Annotated in this window: 14 protein-coding genes and 1 riboswitch; of the genes, 1 reads left to right on the forward strand and 13 read right to left on the reverse strand. The window is 60.1% G+C overall.

The genetic code is table 11. The features are described from left to right. Window positions 1-111 precede the first annotated feature (111 nt). The 5 genes from BN5935_RS11735 to BN5935_RS11755 all read right to left on the reverse strand — a co-directional run bounded on the left by BN5935_RS11735 (window position 112) and on the right by BN5935_RS11755 (window position 6,875). Window positions 112-582: a radical SAM family protein gene (locus tag BN5935_RS11735; protein ID WP_064976247.1), complete on the reverse strand. Its 471-nt coding sequence runs from the start codon at window positions 580-582 to the stop codon at window positions 112-114. After that, entirely contained in the window at window positions 583-2,676 is a 2,094-nt protein-coding gene (gene nrdD, locus BN5935_RS11740; RefSeq protein WP_064976248.1) for an anaerobic ribonucleoside-triphosphate reductase, read from the reverse strand. Window positions 2,677-2,821: 145 nt separating this feature from the next. Continuing rightward, a riboswitch (cobalamin riboswitch) is annotated at window positions 2,822-3,018 on the reverse strand. A 190-nt stretch (window positions 3,019-3,208) separates the two neighbouring features. Then, complete coding sequence (locus BN5935_RS11745; protein WP_064976249.1) at window positions 3,209-3,979, reverse strand: S1/P1 nuclease; 771 nt, start codon at window positions 3,977-3,979, stop codon at window positions 3,209-3,211. 38 nt (window positions 3,980-4,017) lie between these two features. Next, window positions 4,018-5,664: a transcription termination factor Rho gene (gene rho, locus BN5935_RS11750; RefSeq protein ID WP_064976250.1), complete on the reverse strand. Its 1,647-nt coding sequence runs from the start codon at window positions 5,662-5,664 to the stop codon at window positions 4,018-4,020. Between the two features lie 314 nt (window positions 5,665-5,978). Beyond that, window positions 5,979-6,875 (reverse strand): helix-turn-helix domain-containing protein, encoded by an 897-nt coding sequence (locus tag BN5935_RS11755; protein ID WP_064976251.1) that lies wholly within the window; start codon window positions 6,873-6,875, stop codon window positions 5,979-5,981. A gap of 192 nt (window positions 6,876-7,067) precedes the next feature. On the opposite strand from BN5935_RS11755, the gene BN5935_RS11760 reads away from it, so the two are divergent. After that, window positions 7,068-7,601 carry a flavodoxin gene (locus BN5935_RS11760; RefSeq protein WP_082944127.1) on the forward strand — a complete coding sequence of 178 codons (534 nt, stop codon included), beginning with the start codon at window positions 7,068-7,070 and terminating at the stop codon, window positions 7,599-7,601. A 36-nt stretch (window positions 7,602-7,637) separates the two neighbouring features. Here the strand turns inward: BN5935_RS11760 and BN5935_RS11765 are convergent, their stop codons facing one another. From BN5935_RS11765 to BN5935_RS11800, 8 genes are all read right to left on the reverse strand, one after another. Next, window positions 7,638-8,381: an MIP/aquaporin family protein gene (locus BN5935_RS11765; RefSeq protein ID WP_064976253.1), complete on the reverse strand. Its 744-nt coding sequence runs from the start codon at window positions 8,379-8,381 to the stop codon at window positions 7,638-7,640. Between the two features lie 12 nt (window positions 8,382-8,393). After that, the gene (glpK, locus tag BN5935_RS11770; protein WP_064976254.1) at window positions 8,394-9,887 is read right to left on the reverse strand and encodes a glycerol kinase GlpK; all 1,494 of its coding nucleotides are present in this window, start codon (window positions 9,885-9,887) and stop codon (window positions 8,394-8,396) included. Between the two features lie 186 nt (window positions 9,888-10,073). Beyond that, entirely contained in the window at window positions 10,074-10,457 is a 384-nt protein-coding gene (locus BN5935_RS11775) for a hypothetical protein (RefSeq protein WP_147625828.1), read from the reverse strand. 520 nt (window positions 10,458-10,977) lie between these two features. After that, window positions 10,978-12,156 (reverse strand): TolC family protein, encoded by a 1,179-nt coding sequence (locus BN5935_RS11780; protein WP_064976256.1) that lies wholly within the window; start codon window positions 12,154-12,156, stop codon window positions 10,978-10,980. A 2-nt stretch (window positions 12,157-12,158) separates the two neighbouring features. After that, a complete protein-coding gene (locus BN5935_RS11785; protein ID WP_064976257.1) occupies window positions 12,159-15,284 on the reverse strand; it encodes an efflux RND transporter permease subunit in 3,126 nt (1,041 codons plus the stop codon). A 12-nt stretch (window positions 15,285-15,296) separates the two neighbouring features. After that, on the reverse strand, window positions 15,297-16,445 hold the full coding sequence (locus tag BN5935_RS11790) for an efflux RND transporter periplasmic adaptor subunit (protein ID WP_064976258.1): 1,149 nt from the start codon (window positions 16,443-16,445) through the stop codon (window positions 15,297-15,299). A 111-nt stretch (window positions 16,446-16,556) separates the two neighbouring features. Next, a complete protein-coding gene (locus BN5935_RS11795) occupies window positions 16,557-16,931 on the reverse strand; it encodes a DUF6769 family protein (protein WP_147625830.1) in 375 nt (124 codons plus the stop codon). A gap of 114 nt (window positions 16,932-17,045) precedes the next feature. Next, window positions 17,046-19,655, reverse strand: a complete 2,610-nt coding sequence (locus BN5935_RS11800; protein ID WP_064976260.1) for a glycoside hydrolase family protein — start codon at window positions 19,653-19,655, stop codon at window positions 17,046-17,048. Window position 19,656 lies beyond the last annotated feature (1 nt).

Here is a 19,656-nt window from a genome sequence, read left to right on the forward strand (position 1 = left end):
TACCTCCGGGCGCAAAATTTGCGGACCCGGAGGTAAATCGTTGTATGGCAGACAACTCTTTTACTAATCTCTGATTCTCCGGGTTCCGCAAATCGTGTGTGCCGGCATGGGTTACGGCTTGTGCCGGAACCGTTCCGTGATATCCTCCATGCCGCCGTCCGGCCCGACCTTGTAGAGCCGCTGGTTGGTCGTCGGCGCCGTCAGCGGGCCCCGTTCCTCGACCCAGCCGCCCAGTTTGATGTAGTCGAATGCCGCCGTGTCGATGCCTTCCGGCAATTCGTCGCGGCCCGAATACCACCCCGTGTGCAGGATCGGGAAGGTTTTGCGCACGACCCCGGCCAGCGCCGCGATTTCGTGCGGCGCAGCGTCGCCGCCCATGAAGCAGACGCAGGTCACCGAGCGGCCGTAGCGGTCGAGCAGGCCGTGCAGCTCCGTCTCGTCGAGTTCCCGCCCGGCATCGGCGGTCAGATGGGGGCTGTGGCACCCCGGGCATCGGTTCGGACAGTTGGTGATGTTGATCGCCAGCGTCGTCTCGCCCGGAATCTCCGCGAATACGACGTCGAAATTATGATACCGGACCATCTACTTCGCTTGGGCGTAAAAGCGCCGCGACGCCTCCTGCTGGCGTGCCGCCGAGAAGTTCGAGACCCGTTTCATGTATCCGATCACGCGCGTCAGGTAGTCCAGATCGTCCGAATGGCACTCGGGACACTCCTTCAGGTAGCGTTTGTCGATGTGGCCGCACTTGTTGCATACCGTGTTGGGGATATTGAACGTGAAGTAGTTGCATCCTTCGGTCGCAGCCACGCGCAGCAGGTGGCGGTACTGCTCCTGCGAGAGGTGGTCTTCGAGGTTCATGTGCAGCGCCGAGCCGCCCGTGAGGTGGTCGATATACCTGCGGCCGTGGAGACGGAACTTGTCGATGACGTTCAGCGACTCGTCCTCCACGATGTAGAAATAGGAGTTGTAGCAGTCGCGCGGCACGACATAGCCGTCTTCGCGGTCCCATTTGGCATGTTTCACGCCGACGTTCTCCGCCGGGATCATCTCGCAGTTGAACATCAGCTCCTTCGTTCGGTATTTCTTGTTGTAGCGCTCGATCAGTCCCAGCAGCTCCTGCACGAACGTCGCGTAGTCGTCGTTGTCGTTGATCGGAATGCCCAGAAACTCCGCGGCCTCGACCAGTCCGTTGACGCCGATGGTGAGGTACTGGCGCGAAAGATTGATGTAACCCGCGTCGAACAGCGGCAGCATGCCCTTGGCCTGCAAATCCTTGAGGTTCTCGTTGTAGGCCGTCTGCACCTTGTGGACCAGATCCACCACCTCTTCCAGATATTTCAGGTAGTGCATGCCGTTTTTCACGGCGTACTGGATGCAGCGGTTCAGGTTGATCGTCAGCACACTCTTCGAACCGGTCGAGACGCCGCCGGCCCCCAGCGTGTAGCTGAAGCCGTTGTCCTGAATCTCGTTCCGCAGGCGGCAGCACGACGACAGCGAATCGGCGTTGTCGCTGATATAGGTGAAGAACGAGTGGCCCGCGGCGTACATTTCGGCCGTGATGTCGCCCCACTCCCTGTCCATCACGTCGCCGTCCTTGGTGAGCAGCGCCATCGTCTCCACGGGGAAGGTCAGCACGGTTTTCGTCCGCTCCTTGTTGAACCACGTCATGAAGCGCTTCTGCAACCACGACAGCGAATCCCAGTGGGGCTTCGAACCGTCCGGGAAGAGGAATTCCCCGAAGAGCGACTCGAAATAGTAGCGGTCGTAGTAGGCGACGTTCCAGAACACGGCCTGAAAGTTGCGCGCACCGGTCGGCTGGTTGATCGAGTAGACGATCTGCTCGAAGCAGTCGGTAATCATCTTGTCGATCGTGCGGTGCTTGTTCGAGAGGTCGACGACCTTGTCGGCGTGCTTGTAGTAATCCTCGCCGTACTCCTGCTCGATGAAGTAGTTCATGTACATCAGGAACTCCGGCGTGGCGCAGGCCCCCGAGAGCATCGACGACACGATGAAGACCATGTTGACGAACCCGCCGCAGAACGATTTGAGGTTCGTCGGGCGCGTCGAGTTGCCGCCGACCGACAGCGTGCCGTTCAGCAGCCACGGATACATCGTGATCGAGGCGCAGTAGTTGGCCATCGAAGTCTCGTCGTTCTTGTAGATGAAGTGGTCTTTCAGCAGACGCAGGTACTTGTCCGCCAGCTCCTTGCCGTACATCTCCTTAATCCGGTCGGTCAGCAGGCGGCGGTTCAGGCGGATGAAGTTCTGTTTGGGCAGCTCGCCGATCAGCGTGGCGATGTTCTTGTTCTCGACGTTGGCGTTGGCGTCGTACTTCGAACCCGTGGCGGGGTTCTTGGCGTCGCAGTAGTTGATGAGGAATTCGAGTTTTTCGCGGTCCTCGCGGTCTTCGGTGTGTTTCTGGCGGTAGAGCATGTAGCTCTTGGCCACGGCGAAATAACGCTCGGCCATCAGGGCCACCTCCACTTGATTCTGAATCTCCTCGACCGACATGCCGTCGGCCACATGCACGCGGCTCAGTACCGACGTGAGGTCGTCGTCCGTGGCGTAGCCGCCGACCGAAAGGAACGCCTTGCTGATGGCGCGTTTGATCTTCTCGACCGAGAAGGGCGCACGTTTGCCGTCGCGCTTGATGATGTAAAGTTCTGAAATACCCATATTCTTCTGAAATCTGTTATGTGTTCTGCATGTATGCGGAAAAGTGTCCCGGTCCTCTCCGCGCGTTGCGGACAGGCCCGTTCGGTCTCCCTCGATGTTGCTTTGTAATAATCTTGTTCGGGTATCGCCCTATATCCCGAAGGCTGGTACCTATCCCGGCAAGGCAGGTCTTCTGACTCGCTCCGCCCGCACGCCTTCCCGTCCTCGCGGACAGTGGCCCTAAGAGAGTGCGGACCTTTACGGAGCTTACAGCTACGGGAATAGTCCCTGATTTTCACAGGAGTTCCCTTTTGATCCCATGCCGGCTGCGGCCGGCGGAGAACCTTGCACGGAAACAAATGTAGACATAGTTCCCCGACGGGCAAACGGGCCCCTCTTTTTTTCTTCAACAAATTGTGAACAAAAAACGCGGACCTGCGCCGCAGCCGCTTCCGGACGGGATTCGGAGCATTCCCGGCCGACGGCTTCCGCCGAAAACGAAAACCGCCCGCAGACCTTGCGATCCGCGGGCGGTTCCGTTGTCCGGACTCCCCTATCGGTAAATCTCGTTCAGCAGGCGCGCCAGACGGTGGCCGCCGCGCAGGAACTGCTTCTCGATGACGGGCGTGTATTTGAAAATGTAGTCGTATTCGATCTTCGTGCCCTCGGGACTCGACGCATAGATCTCCTTGCAGATGTCGTGCGTCTCCTTCACCCAGTCGGCGGGCTCTCCGGCCGTGATTTCGACGATCTCCTCGTCGCTCAGCCGGTCGATCTGCTCTTTCCACTCGGTGTAGCTCCAGTTGCGCACGGCTTCGGGCAGGTTCGTGTCCCAGACCGAATGCAGGTTGGTCTCGCGGTCGAAGAACCGCACCGGGCGCAGGTTGCCGCCCAAATCGCTCAGGCGTCCCAGATGCATCGGGCAGTGCATGTCTCCCACTAAGTGAACCAGCATCTTGAGGTTCAGCGTCTCCTCGTCGGGAGTGAGTTTCCCCGATTTGAGCTTTTCGGTGATTTTGGTTACCGCCTTCAGCACGTCGCCCTTGGGATTCTTGGGCATGGTCTCGATCGTCTTGCCCTCGTCCACATTGAGGTAGTGCCATGTTTTCGAATAGGCATACTCGGGCCAGTAGCTGGCGAAGTCGAGCCAATTCGCGAAATAGACGGGTGAATAGCCTCCCAGCGCTTTATGGACCTTTTCGGCCGCTTCGGGCGTCAGGTGGCATTCGGCGATGTAGGCCGTTACGTCGTGCCCTTTCTGTCCCCACGCGAACGCACCGCGGGCGAAGAGGAGACACAAGCCTACGAGCAGGTAGTTTTTCATGGATATGACGGGTTTGCAGTTTGTGCGTTACTCCATTATCAGTGGTTCATCGTGGCGAGGAACTCCTCGTTGGAATCCGTCAGGCTCATCTGCTTTTGCAGGAACTCCATAGCCTCCACGGGGGTCATGTCCGAGAGGTATTTGCGCAGCACCCATGTACGGTTCATCACGTCGCGCGGCAGCAGCAGGTCTTCGCGGCGGGTTCCCGAGGCGATGACATCCACGGCCGGATAGACGCGCTTGTTGGCCAGCTTGCGGTCGAGCTGCAATTCCATGTTGCCCGTACCCTTGAACTCCTCGAAGATCACTTCGTCCATCTTCGAACCGGTGTCGATCAGCGCCGTGGCGATGATCGTCAGCGAACCCTTCTCCTCCGTGTTGCGGGCCGCGCCGAAGAAACGCTTGGGCTTGTGCAGGGCGTTGGCGTCGACACCTCCCGAGAGCACCTTGCCCGAGGCGGGCTGCACCGAGTTGTAGGCGCGTGCCAGACGGGTGATCGAGTCGAGGAAGATCACTACGTCGTGACCGCTCTCGACCATGCGCTTGGCCTTGTCGAGCACCATCTCGGCCACTTTCACATGGCGCGAAGCCTGCTCGTCGAACGTCGAGGCCACGACCTCGGCCTTCACGTTGCGGGCCATTTCGGTCACCTCCTCGGGGCGCTCGTCGATCAGCAGGACGATCATGTAAACTTCGGGATGGTTGTCGGCAATGGCGTTGGCGATCGACTGCAGAAGCATCGTCTTACCCGTTTTGGGCTGCGCCACGATCAGTGCGCGCTGGCCTTTGCCGATGGGCGAGAAGAGGTCCACGACACGGGTGGACATGTTGTTGTGGCCGTTGCCCGTCAGACAGAATTTCTCGCTGGGGAACAGCGGCGTCATGTATTCGAACTGGACGCGGTCGCGGATGTATTCGGGTTTGAGTCCGTTGATCTCGTTCACGCGCACCAGCGGGAAATATTTCTCGCCCTCCTTCGGGGGACGGATCGCGCCGTTGACCGTGTCGCCGGGCTTGAGGCCGAAGAGTTTGATCTGCGACGGGGAGACGTAGATGTCGTCGGGGGAATTGAGGTAGTTGTAGTCGGCCGAGCGGAGGAATCCGTAGCCGTCGGGCATGATCTCCAGTACGCCCTCGCCCTCGATCTCGCCGGCAAAGTCGTCTTTGGTGATGACCTCCTCGACGATGCGGGGAGCAGGTTCCTCCGCCGGAGTTTCGGCTGCCGGCTGGGGGGCCGCCTCCTGCACTTGCGCCTGTACTTGCACCTTGGGCTTGCGGCCGCGGCGTTTGGGCTCGCTGGCTGCGGGCTGTGCCTCCTGTACGGCCTGCGGCGCCTGTTCCTCGGCCGGGGCTGCCGCTTCGGACTCCTTTGCGGAGATTGTCTCCATCGGGAGTTCGGGTTCCGTTTCGACCTCGGGCAGCGGCGCCGGAGCGGCCGTTTCGGTCTTCGTCAGCCGCGGACGGCGTCCGCGTGGGGCTTTCTCCCGAACCGCTGCGCGGGGAGCCTCCTCTTCCTTCTTCTCCTGTTTCGGTTCTGCGGGAGCGGCCTTCTCCGGGGGAGTGTTTCCGGCTATTTTCGCTATCAGTTCGCGCTTCTTGATTATGATGTTCTTGATGCCCAACGCCTTAGCGATTTCACGCAATTCGGCAAGGCTTTTTCCTTCCAGCGCTTTCAGATCCTGCATATTGTTGTGTTGTTCAATGTGATTTTCAAAAACCGGACGGTCGCCCGGTTCGTTCGAATTCGCTTGCAAAGATAGTGCATAATTTTGAAATTCAAAATAAAAAAGCGCATCCCGTCATACCCGGCGGGCGAAATTACCTATATGCGGGGTGAAACGCCCGTCGAAATACCTATTAATGGCGATTGTACGGGGGCGGATTTTGTACGACCTTTGCCTCAGAAACAATGAGAATCAGATTTCAGCCATTGCATTGTTTGTATTGTTAATGTTTGTGTGTGAAAAACCCTTCCGTCGCGACGGAAGGGTTTTTGGTTTCAGTTGGCCGTGCGGTATTCGTTGGGCGAACACCCCACCACCTTCTTGAACAGGCGCGTGAAGTGCTGCGGGTAGCGGAATCCCAGCGAATAGGCCACCTCGCTGATCGAACGTGTGGTGTCGAAAATGCGCTCCTTGGCGATGTCGATGACCTTCAGTTGGATGTATTCCTGAGCCGATTTTCCGGTCTCCTTCTTCACCAGATCGCCGAAATAGTTGGCCGAAAGGTGCAGTTGTTCGGCGCACCAGCGTACCGTCGGCACCCCCTCCTGCTCGGGCCGGTCTCCCTGAAAATAGTCCCCCAACAAGCGTTCGAATCCAGTCAGCACGTCGCGGTTGACGTCGACGCGCGTGATGAACTGCCGCTCGTAGAAGCGCGTGCAGTAGTTGAGCAGCAGCTCGATGTTCGAGACGATCAGCGTGCGGCTGTGGTTGTCGATCGAGTGGTTCAGCTCCGACTGGATGTTGTGCAGGCAGTCCACCACCACGTTGCGCTCCTGCTCCGAGAGGTGCAGGGCCTCGCTTACCTCGTAGGAGAAGAACGAGTAGCTGCCGATATTGCGCCCGAGCGACGTTCCGCGCAGCAGGTCGGGGTGGAACAGCAGGGCCCAGCCTTTGGGCTGGTAGGTCTGTCCGTTGCTCTCGTAGCCGATGACCTGCCCCGGGGCGAGGAACACGAGCGTTCCCTCCTGATAGTCGTAGTAATTGCGTCCGTAGCGCAGGTCGCCGCATTTTACCTCTTTGAGGAATACGGTGTAAAAGCCGTAGACCTGCCGTTCGAAGCGGGCGGGGCCGCATTTCGAAAAGTCGATGACGCTCACCAGCGGATGCAGCGTCTCGACGCCGCGCGATTCGTTGAATTGGAAGATGTTGTCGTATTTTACCGGGCTGTTCATATCCGTTCGTGTTGTTTGACACAAAGATAACACATTTTTCGGAGCCGGCTACAGCACTGCCGCCGAATCGGTAATTATGGTACGACGACCCGTAATCCGGGTAGGCCCGGCAGCCGTTCCGTGCCTTACTTTTGCAGTGTGGAAATCCCTAAATTTCGGATAACGATGAAAACAAAACTGATTTTAGCAACGATGGCAACGATTTTCGCATCGGGCGCCGGTGTGCAGGCGCAGCCCGCTCCCGCCAAAAAAGTGCTGGTGGCTTATTATTCCCACAGCGGCAATACCCGCGAGGTGGCCCGCCAGATCGCCGGAGCTTCGGGCGGCGAGCTCTTTGAGATCGTTCCCGCGACGCCCTACCCTTCGGACTACCAGTCGGTGGTCGATCAGGCGAAAAAAGAAATTAGCGCCGGGGTGCGTCCCGCGCTGAAAAGCCGGGTCGAAGATATGTCGCAGTACGATGTGATCTTCATCGGTTCGCCCTGCTGGTGGGCTACCGTGGCTCCTCCCGTGGCGACGTTCCTCACCTCTTATGACCTTGCCGGAAAGACCGTTGTGCCGTTCATGACCCATGAAGGCAGCCGCATGGGCCGCAGCGAAGCGGACATCCGCAAGCTCTGTCCCGAATCGCAGGTCCCCGACGGGCTTCCCGTCCGCGGCGGTGCGGCGGGCAGTTCGAAGGATACCGTCGAAAAATGGGTTAGGTCGCTCGGATTGGCCGAATGACGAAAAAAGGCTTCGATTGTCGAAGCCTTTTTTTATTTATCCGCAAATGTAGATGCAGCCATAGATAAGTCCGGCCGCGAGCGCTCCCGCGAGGGGCCCTGCGACGGGTACCCAACTGTAATCCCAGCCGCTCGGGCCTTTGTCCCGGATCGGCAGCACGGCATGCGCCAGCCGCGGCGGCAGGTCGCGGGCGGGGTTGATCGCATAGCCCGTCGTGCCGCCCAGCGACATGCCGATGGCCATGATGAGCATCGTCACCGGGAAACTCCCCAGACTGCCCATCCCGATTTCGGGCGTGTTTTGCTCGTTGCCGATCGCGAGGATGACGAATACCAGCAGGAACGTGCCGACCACCTCGCAGAAGAAATTGCGGGGCTTGTTCATGATCGCGGGCATCGTGCAGAAGACTCCCAGTTTCGTTTCGGGTTCGTCCGTGGCGTCGAAATGGTCCTTATAATAGAGGTAGACGAGCACGGCGCCGCAGAATCCGCCCAGCAGTTGTGCGGCGATGTATCCCGGGACATACGCCCACGGGAACGACCCCGCGACGGCCAGTCCGACCGAGACCGCGGGATTGAGGTGGGCGCCCGACCACGGTCCGGCGATCAGCACGCCGCACATTACGGCGAGTCCCCATGCCATCGTGATTACGACCCAGCCGCCGCCGTAACCCTTCGAACGTTTGAGGACGGTCGAGGCCACTACCCCGTCGCCCAGCAGTACGAGCACCAGCGTTCCGATGAACTCGAACAGGCATTTGGTAAACAATGTCGTCTCCATATCCGTCCCTGTTTAATCCGTTTTACCGCGCAGCACCCGCCGCACGGCGTCTTCCCAGCCGGTGATGGCCTTGTCGATCTGCGTGCGTTCCTCCGTGGGTTCGAAAATGTGCTCCGCCTGCCATTGCTCCTCGATCTCGGCGATGCTGCCCCAATACCCCACGGCAAGTCCGGCCAGATAGGCGGCTCCCAGCGCCGTGGTCTCCGTCACGCGGGGGCGGATGACCTTTTTGCCGAGCAGGTCCGACTGGAACTGCATCAGCAGGTTGTTGCGTGCCGCACCGCCGTCGACTTTCAGTTCCAGCAGCGTGATGCCTGCGTCGCGCTGCATGGCGCCCACGATGTCGAGTGTCTGGTAGGCAATGCCCTCCAGCGCCGCACGGGCGATGTGGGCCGCCGTCGTGCCGCGGCTGATGCCGCTGATGGCTCCCCGGGCGTATTGGTCCCAGTGCGGGGCCGCGAGCCCCGTCAGCGCGGGAACGAAATAGACGCCGTTGGTGTCGGGCACCGAGGCGGCCAGCGCCTCGACCTCCGACGAGGAGCGGATGATGCCGAGCCCGTCGCGGAGCCACTGCACCACCGAACCCCCGACGAAGATGCTCCCTTCGAGGGCGTAGTTGACTTTGTCGCCGATCTTCCACGCCACGGTCGTCAGCAGGTTGTTCTTCGAGGCGATGGGCTTCTCGCCGCTGTTCATCAGCAGGAAACAGCCCGTACCGTAGGTGTTTTTGACCGATCCCGGTTCGACGCACATCTGTCCGAACAGTGCCGCCTGCTGGTCGCCGGCGATACCCGCGATGGGGACCTTGTGGGCGAAAATCGTGGTTTTCGTCGCTCCGTAAACCTCGCTCGACGACTTCACCTCGGGCATCATCGACGCCGGGATGTCGAACAGTTTCAACAGCTCCTCGTCCCATTGCAGGGTGTGGATGTTGAACAGCATCGTGCGCGAGGCGTTGCTCACGTCCGTCACATGGACCTCGCCGCGCGTCAGCCGCCAGATCAGCCACGAATCGACCGTTCCGAACATCAGCTTGCCCTTCTCGGCGCGGGCCCGGGCCCCCGGGACGTTGTCCAGTATCCATTTGATCTTCGTGGCGCTGAAATAGGCGTCGATGATGAGGCCCGTCCGTTCGCGGATATATTCCGTCTGGCCCTCGGCTTTCAGGCGGTCGCAGTACTCCGAGGTGCGGCGGTCCTGCCAGACGATGGCGTTGTAGACCGGTTCTTCGGTCTCGCAGTCCCACACGATGGTGGTTTCGCGCTGGTTGGTGATGCCTATTGCGGCGATGTTCAGTCCGTTGATGTCGATGGCCGAGATCGCCTCGGCGATCACCGAAGCCTGCGACGACCAGATCTCGTGGGGATTGTGCTCCACCCACCCCGGTTTGGGAAAATACTGGGGAAACTCCCGCTGGGCCATCGAGCAGATCTGCCCTTTGCGGTCGAAGACGATCGCCCGCGAACTGCTCGTTCCCTGATCCAATGACAAAATGTACTGTTCCATATCTTTCGGTTTTTGTGATTGCCGCAAAATTCCTGCCCGGCGAACCCCGGCAGGCCATCGTTCACAAATCTACCAAAAAAATCCGTATTTCGAATCAAAACTGAAAAGTTTTTTTTCGAAACTTTGCGAAAAACGCCCGGAACGATCCTTGTCGCTCCGGGCGTTTACGGCCTGATTCGGATGGCTCTATTTCAACGTTTCGAGCTTGGCCTGTATGGCTGCTGCCTGCTTCTGCTTGCGTTGGTAAACCACTGCGGAATAGAGGCAGAAAATCATGGCAAGCAGCGATATCCAGCCGATCAGGCCGCCGCCGATGCTCAGGAACGTGAGGACAAATCCGATAATGATGTTGGTCATCGGATTTTTCTCGACCCGGAATCCGAGGAATGCCAAGGCCCCTGCGATAAGTGCGTAGACAATGCCTACGCTGAGCCAGAGCAGGTCTCCATGTGCGCCCAGAATGAGTCTCAACGCGCTGATGGCGGTCAGAACGGCTACGACGTACATGACGTACTTCGCTTTGCCGACCAACTCCAGCGAATCGTCCGCCTCGGTCTTCATTCCGACCAACTTCCGATACAGGAACTGGCGCTGTGTTTCCGTGTCTCCGGTAATAGGATAACCGCATTGGGGACAGGATGCGGCATTCTGAGCAACTTCATACTCGCAACAAGTACATTTCATAGGGGTAAGTTTTGGTGGTTGGTATTTTTAAGATGGTAAAATGCCCAGTTCTATCAATATTTCAATCAAAGCAAGAGCAGACAATACAATTCCGCCCCATAATGCACTTCGGTGATTGACCTTGCTCACTTCGTTATCCTCATCCTCATCATTTAAAGGGAATTTTACAGATAAGACGATGAGTCCAATACTCATTAATAACAAAACATACCACATAATGGATCTGCTTAATCGTATCTTAAACAAATCTAATGATAAATAATCGCAAATGCAACTATTTAAACGATTAAATACTGTATTTATTGTCGATTTGTTTTGTTGCTACCGTTGTTGCGGCAATCGGATTACCAAGGCAAAAGGGCTGCCTGCACACCGCAGACAGCCCTTTTTTCGACAGATCGTGCCGTTACAGCATCACCGACTGCAACTCGGTCAGCGCCAGCTCGTAATCCCGTTCGGCCGCCAGCGCTTCGTCGACCGTCGTGTAGTAGAGCCCCAGCTCGACGATGTAGTCCAGCAGCGAAATCTCCCCGGCGTCGAGCGCCCTGCGCAGCAACTGCGTGTTGTCCAGCTCGGCCAGCGCCTTGCGATACTCCCCGGCCGTGCGCTGCAGGCCGAGCGTGCGGTCGTACTGGTTGCGCAGACGCTCGTAGAACTGCACCGTGGCGTCTTTCTGTTGCAGTTCGGCGGCCACGACGGCCGCCTTGGCCTGCTTCACGCGGTTGCGGTTCGACCACAGGGGCACGGAGAGTCCCAGCGTGATGCCTCGGAAATTGCTCTCGGGAACCAGCTCGCTCATGTAGCCCGCCGAAATCTGCGGCAGTCCCGAAAGTTTCCCCAACTTCATTTCGCGCCGTTTCAGCTCGACATTCTGCCGGGCATAGGCCAGCGCCGGATTTGCGGCGGCGGCTTCGTCGTACCACGCTTCGAAATCCTGCGGCAGCACGGGCTGTGCGTAAACGGCCTGATCGAATGCGATGGGTTCCCCGCCGTTGAGACGCTGCAACTCGGAGAGCAGGTTGGCGCGCTCCACCTCGTTGCGGCGCAGTTCCCCCTGCGCGGCCGAGAGGCTCAGCCGGGCTTTGTTGACCTCCAGCCGGTTGGCGTTGCCGTCGGCCAATTGGCGGTCGTAGAAATCGGCCACGGCCTGCGCGTGGGCCAACCGTTGTTCCAGCTCGGCTTTGAGCGCGTTGTAATAGATCAGTTGGATGCACGCCTGCTTGGCTTCGAGCAGGACGGCCATGCGTCCGGCACGGTACTCGACATCGAGCAGTCCGTTCTGCGCATCGGCCACGCGGCGGCGCGAACCGGCGATGGTGGCGATGTCGAAACTCTGCGAAACCCCGAAATCCTTGCGGTTGCCGATGGACGACGGGTCGCCCCAGAGGTAGTCGAACGAAACCTCGGGATCGGGCAGCGTGATGCCGGTCTTGTTTTGCAGTTTGTCGGCCTCGGTCTGCTTGCGCAGGGCTTCGAGCGTCGTGTTGTTGCGCTCGATCTGCTGCAATACGGCGTCGATCGGCTGCTGTGCCGCCACGGGCCCGGTCAGAGCCAGTACGGCGATCAGTATGATGTACTTTTTCATGGTTATTCTTCGATTAATACGGTTTTTGCCGACGCGCTTCCCGGCGTTTCGGGTCCTTTCCGGCTCGTCAGCATGTACATGGTCGGGATGATGAAGCCGTTCAGGAGCGTCGAGGTCAGCAGTCCGCCCAGCATCACCTTCGCCATGGGGCTTTGGATCTCGTTGCCGGGCAGTTCGCCGCCCAGAGCCAGCGGAATCAAAGCGAGTGCCGAAGTGAGCGCCGTCATCAGGATCGGGTTCAGCCGGTCGAGCGAACCGTGCAGTACGGCCTCGCGGAGCGGAAGCCCCTCGCGGCGCAGTTCGTTGTAACGGTCGATCAGCAGCATGCCGTTGCGCGTGGCGATTCCGAACAGCGAGATGAAGCCGATGATGGCGGGGATGCTGACGATGCCGTCGGTGAAGAACAGCGCGAAGACGCCTCCGATCAGCGCCAGCGGCAGGTTCAGCAGCACGACGGCCGACTGCGTCAGGTCGCGGAACTGGGCGAACAGCAGCAGGAAGATCACGGCGATGGACATGATCGAGGTGATGAGCAGCGTCCGCGATGCGGCCTGCGCGCTTTCGAACTGCCCGCCGTATTCGATGCGGTAACCCTCCGGGAGCGTGATCTTCTCGCCGACGATGCGGCGGATGTCGTCCACGACGCCCTGCAGGTCGCGTCCCGCGACGTTGGCCGAAATGACGATCTTGCGCGATACGTTCTCGCGGTTGATCGTGTTGGGACCCGCCGCCGAACGTATCTCGGCGATCTCCGAGAACGGAATCTTGGCCCCTGCGGCATCCACCGTCAGGTTGCGGATGTCGTCCATCGTGCGGCGGCTCGCGTCGTCGACCTTCACCGTCAGGTCGAACGAGCGGTTGCCCTCGTAAACCTGCGACACGGTGGCCCCGGCCAGATAGACGTCGACCATTTCGGCGAACTGGGCGGGTGTCACGCCGTATTTGGCCAGCATTTCGCGGCGCGGCACGATCTGTAACTGCGGCCGTTCGATCTGCTGTTCGACATTGAGGTCGGCGATACCCTCCACGCCCCCGATCGCGGCCTTGATGCTGTTGCCGATCGAGAACATGCGGTTCAGGTCCGTGCCGAAGAGCTTGATGGCGATGTTGGCCTGCGTGCCGGAGAGCATGGCGTCGATGCGGTGCGAGATAGGCTGCCCGATCTCGACATTCACGCCCGGCAGGGTCTTGAGCTTGGCGCGGATTTCGGCCAGCACCTCGTCTTTCGAACGCTTGCCCAGTTCGAACGGCGCCTCGATCTCCGAGGTGTTCACCCCCAAGGCGTGTTCGTCCAGCTCGGCACGGCCCGTCTTGCGGGCCACGGTCTGGATTTCGGGAACCGAGAGCAGCAGCTCCTCGGTGCGGCGTCCGATGGCGTCGGACTCCTCGAGCGAAATGCCCGGCAGCGTGCTGACGTTGATGGTGAACGAACCCTCGTTGAAGGCCGGCAGGAAGCTGCGTCCCAGCGAGAAGAACAGCCCCAAAGCTATGACTAACAGCACGCCCAGCGACCCCAGCACGAGGCGTTTTCGGTGCAAAGTCCACTCCAGCGCCGCCCGGTACCACCGCTGGAGGTGGCGCACGACGAACGGATCGCGGTCCAGCCGCTCGCGGCGGTCGCGGCCCAGCAGGTAGCTGCACAGCACGGGGGTCAGCGTCAGCGCCACGAGCGTCGAGGCGAACAGCGCCGTGATGAAGGCGATGCCCAGCGGCCGCAGCATGCGTCCCTCCATGCCCGTGAGGAAAAAGAGCGGCACGAAGCTGACGACGATGATGAACGTCGAATTGAGAATCGGCATGCGCACCTCGCGCGAAGCGTTGAAGACCACCTGCAATGTCGGGCGCCGTTCGGATTCGGGCAGGCGGCGGTTTTCGCGCAGACGTTTGTAGACGTTCTCCACGTCGACGATGGCGTCGTCGACCAGCGACCCGATGGCGATGGCCATACCGCCGATGCTCATGGTGTTGATCGTCAGGCCCATGAATTTCAGTGTCAGGATCGACACGAGCAGCGACAGCGGGATGGTGACCAGCGAAATGAGCGTCGTGCGGACGTTCATCAGGAAGAGGAACAGCACGATGACGACGAACACGCCGCCCTCGTAGAGCGATTTGCGGATGTTGTCGATCGAGCTGTCGATGAACCGCTGCTGGCGGAAGATGTCCGTGGCGATGCGGACGTCGGCCGGCAGCGAGGGCTGCAGGTCGGCGACCGCGGCGTCGAGTTTCTCCGTCAGGTCGAGCGTCGAGGTGGCGGGCTGCTTGGTGACGGTCATCAGCACGGCATCCTCGGCCCGGTGCGATGCCGTGCCGAGTTTCGGCGCCTTGGCTCCGACCTTGATCTCGGCGATGTCGCCCAGTGTCACGGGGACATTGCCCACACGCTTGACGACGGTTTTGCCCAACTCCCCGACCCGGTCGGTCGAGAGGATGCCGCGGATGATGTATTCGTTGCCGTATTCATAGAGGATGCCGCCCGTGGCGTTGGTGTTCATTTCGTTCGCGGCGGCCATCACCTCGTCGAGCCCGACGCCGTAGTGGCGCATCTTGTCGGGCGAGAGCAGGATCTGATACTCCTTGATGTCGCCGCCCAGCACCGTGACCTGCGCCACGCCGCCCATCGACAGCAGCCGCGGACGAATGGTCCAGTCGGCCAGCGTGCGCAGGTCCTGCATCGAGGTCGAATCGGCCGTGAGGCCGAGGATCATCACTTCGCCCAGAATCGACGACTGCGGTCCGAGCGTGGGATTGCCCGCCGTTGCCGGGAGCGACTCCCCCACTACGGCCAGCTTTTCGGAGACGATCTGCCGGGCGCGGTAAATGTCCGTGCCCCAGTCGAACTCTACCCAGACGACCGAGAATCCGGTCGTCGAGGAGGAACGCACGCGCCGCACGTCGGTGGCGCCGTTCACGGCCGTCTCGACCGGGAAGGTCACCAGCCGCTCGACCTCCTCGGGGGCCATGCCTTTGGCTTCGGTCATCACCACGACGGTTGGGGCGTTCAGGTCGGGAAACACGTCCACCTCCATGCGGGCCGTGGTGTAGATGCCGCCCACCAACAGCAGGACGGCCCCGACGAGGACGAACAGTCGGTTCGTCAGCGAGAATTTTATGATTTTGTTCAGCATGGCGGTCCGGTTTTAATGGTTGTGCGTATGGCCCGGAATGGCTCCCGACACCGACGCCAGCTTCACCTGATAGGCGCCGCGGGTCACGACCTCGTCGCCCGCCTTGAGACCCGAGAGTATCTCCGTGCGCAGGCCGTCGTCGGCGCCGATGCGCACCTCCTGCTTTTTGTAACCTTCCTCGTCGAGTTTCACATAGACGAAATAGATGCCCTGCTCCTCGGTGAGCGCCGTCGTGGGCACGGAGATCACCCCGTCGCGGCCCCTTTCCAGCAGCCATATTTCGGCAAAGGAACCGGCGATGAAGTTGCCCGTGTTGCTGAACTCGAAGACTACGGGCAGATAGAACGACTCCCCGTCGGGCGTGCGGCCGTAGGATACGAGGCGGCCGCTGAGTTCGCCCAGACTGTAAACCTTTTCCTCATATGAGGGGCGGAAGTTGGCCGAGCGGACCCCTGCCAGCCGGTTGAAGTAACTCTCCGGGACTTCGGCCCGGAGCTGGAGCTTCCGGTTCTGCGACACGACGGCAATGGGCTGTCCGACGGTGACATACTCGCCGTTGGCGACCAGCAGTTGTTTGAGATGGCCGCCGATCGGCGAGTTTACCGACAGGCCTTTTGCCCCCGTCTGCCCGGCATAGGCGTCGTAGGCGGTTTTGGCGTTCTCATAATTGAGCCGTGCCTGCTCGAAGTTCTTCTCCGAGATGATCTTGTCCTTCACGAGCGACTGCGCCCGTTCGAACTCCTTCTTGGCGGTCTCGTAGGCGACGCGGGCCCTGACGACGGGATCGCCGTCGGCCAGTTGCCGGGCCGAGATCGAGGCGAACGACTGCCCCTGCGCCAGACGCATGCCGGGAGCGACATCGCCCGACGCGAATGTCAGGACGCCGCCGGTCGGGGCCACGACGGTCTGCTCGTCGCCCGATGCCGGCATGATCTGGCCGCTCGTGCGGATGACGCCCGAGAAACTGCCCGGTGCGATGGTTTCGGTTTCGAGCCCGGCGGCTTCGGCCTGCTCGGGCGAGAAATGTATCTCTCCGGGAGCGTGCCCTTCGGCATGTTCTTCGGCTTCGTGATCGTGGTCGTCGGTTTTACTGCCCGATGCGCAGGCCCCGGCCAAGAGCGTCAGTGCGACGACGGCCGGCAGCATGAAAAAACGTTTCATAACGAATCTGCATATGGGGTTGACAGCCGCTTGTGCGGCCTCAACCTGTTTGAAAATAGAGAATCAGGGGATGCTTTGCGGTCCGGCGGGACCGTCGGAATGCGGAATTCGTCAGGCGACGGGCGGCGCCCGCAACGGATTGTCGCGGGTGAGCAGTACGAGCGGAACCCGCACAGCAAAGGGAGCATAAAGCCGTTCGGACGGCGCAGTGTCGTCGGTCGGAACGACCGGCAACGTAGTGACGGGGATTGCGATCAGTTGCTGCCAGACGGTTTGCTGCGCGGCTTTCTCGGCCAGCGCCGCCCGGGTATTGAGCGGACAGGAGGCTTCGTCGGAGGCATTGCCCGGTGTCTCTCCGGTGCCCTGCTCCCGCTCGGCCGCTGCGAAACAGATGTGGTCGTCGTGATGGTGATGAGGCGTGACGGAGGTCGTCAGCAGCATGAATACCGCTGTTATCAGGAATAATATGGACCAGTTCCGTCTCATTTTGTTCGTATAACGCTGTAAAGTTACAAAAATATATTTCCCGGCGGAATAAAATGAAGGGGAGGGAGCTGTTTTTCAGCTTTCCCTCCCCTCTGTTCGGAAGATTTTACTCGCCTATTCGAGGCCGCACCATTTCAGGAACGCCTCCTTGCTGACCGAGGCGCAGCCCGTCGAGGAGTGTCCTCCGGCGAAATAGGGTTCGTCGCGGTCGGGCACGCTGCCCTCGCAGCCCCAGCCCTCGTAATACATGTAGAGCATTCCGTCGAGTTCGAAGACCTCGCCGAACCAGATGCCGCCCTGATCCCAGCGTCCGGCAGGACCGCGTTCGAAGAACGGCCGGGTGTTCTGCACCTTCGTCCAGTTGAGCAGGTCATCGGAATAAGCGACATGGAAACGGTCGGGGAAGTCGAAATGACGGTCGCTGCCCTGATAGACCATAAACCATTTGTCAACGCCTTCGAGCCGGAATATACGCGATCCGTTGACCGACTTGAGGTCGAAATTCCCGGGTCCTCCGCCCGGCAGCAGCACCGTATGTATATCGGCCCCGGCCAGCGTTTCGGGGTTGCTCGTCACGGCACAGTCGATCTTCATCAGTCCGTTGTCATAGCCGTAACCGTAATAGATGTAGTATTTTCCGCCGTGGTAGACTGCCTCGCTGCACCCCACTCCGTCGCGGAGCATCTTGCCGGCCGAGAAACTGAAGCCTCCGTCCGTGGATTTGCGGCAGGCCAGCGAGCCCTGTTTGTTGTCGAGTGTGCCGCGCACGGCCTGATAGAAGAACCACACGTCGCCGTTCGCTCCCACGCAGGGGGCGCAGTCGAGCAGGTGCAGTTCGTCGCACGTCCCGGGCTCGCCGTGGGCGATCACCGGATTGGAGGGATATTCGGTCCACGGGCCCGCCGGTTTGAAATCGTTCACCTCCTGCGTGAACAGGCCGATCTGGTCGTGGTAGAATCCGTAGGGGTTGTAGCCGCTGCCGCGGATGTACATGCGCCACTTGCCGTCCGGTGATTCCGCGGGGGTCAGGATGGCTGCATTGGCGATATGCTCGCAGCGCCATTGGGGCATGTCGTTCCCATAGGTCAGCACGGGGCCGTCGCCGACGCGCTGCATCAGCGTTCCGGCCTTGTTGTCCGGACCCTTGATGTCGTCGAAATACCAGTCCTCGCCCGATCCGGTCTCCCCGGCGTCGAACAGCAGGATGATTTGGGTGTACTTGCCGTCGGGCAGGTTGCGGGCCGAGAAATCGAACGTCAGTTCGGTCCACTCGTTGGCATTCGGCACCACGACATTGGTGATTTCCTGCGGGGTGGCGCCGTTACCTTCGAGTTTGAAGTAAACCTTGCCGTTGGCCTTGGGCGACCAGACCTTCATCGTGAAGACCGCGCTGCTGCTGAACACCATCGGGTCGGAGATCGGATTGCTCCACAACAGCTCCCACTGATGGCCGCCGGAGACCACATGGCCTACATGGGCGCTCGTGTTGATGCCCGTCTTGTGGGGATTTTCGATCACCTCGAAACTCATCGGCAGGTCCGAATCGTTGATGTTGAACTGCATGTTCACGTCTTCGAAATTGCAGAAATCGATCATCTGCGCCGGCTGGGGCTCGGCTTTCTTCTCGCCCTTGGGACCGGTCACATCGTCGAAATACCACGTCTCGCCCGGAGCCGCGACTCCGGCGTCGAACAGCAGCAGGATGCGGTCGTAGGTGTAGTCGGGCAGGTTCATCGACGCGAAATCATAGGTGTAGGTCACCCACTTGCCGGCTTCGGCCGAAGTCACCGAGGTGATCTCCTTGGCCTCGGCACCCGCCGAACTTTCGAGTTTGAGGTAGATCGACGCCCCGGCTTTCGGCGCATAGACCTTCACCGAAAATTCCGCGCCGTATTTGCTGAATGCGAAGGGATTTTCGAGGGTCTTGCTGTAAAGCAGCTCCCACTGCGCGCTGCCCGTGACGACACGTCCCACATGGCCGCTGTCGTTGCCGTCGGTCACCGGATTGGGGACGATTTCGTATTTCATGTCTTCGCTGCCGGCGATCTGGAATTCGAGGTCCGAGGTCTCGAAATCGCTGTAATTCTCCTGTCCCTCGCCGGGCGTCGGGCCGGGACCGGGATCGGCACCCTCTCCCTTCATCTGGAAGATGTCGTCGAAGAGCCATTTCTCGCCCGAACCGGTCTCTCCGGCGTCGAACAGCAGCACGATCTTGTTGTACTTGCCGTCGGGCAGGCTGCGGTCAGTGAAATCATAGGTCAGCGTTTCCCAGCGGTTGGCCGAGACCGATACCACATCGGTAATTTCCTGTGCATTGACGCCGTTGCCCTCGAGCTTGAAGAATATCTTGCCGCCGACCTTGGGCGAGCAGACCTTCATGGTGAATTTGGCTCCGTCTTTCGTGAAGTCGAACGGTGCGGCCAGCTCTTCGCTGTAAATAAGCTCCCACTGGCCGCCTCCGGAGATCACCTGACCGTAATGGTCGCTCGTATTGCCGCCCTGCTTGTCGGGGTTCTCGACGACGCTGTATTCGAGCGCGTCGTTGGTCTTGAATCCGAGGTCCGAGGTCTCGAAGTCGCATACGACGACATACTCCTCGCCGGGGTCGGGACCCGGCCCGGGTTCTATGGGTTCATACCGCACCAGTGGTTCGTCGTTGCCGCAGGCGCTCATGGCCAGCGTCACGGACGAGAGGAGCATAAAACTGTATTTAAGAATGTTCATG

Source organism: Alistipes provencensis (assembly GCF_900083545.1).
In the GTDB taxonomy this organism is placed as follows: Bacteria; Bacteroidota; Bacteroidia; order Bacteroidales; family Rikenellaceae; genus Alistipes; species Alistipes provencensis.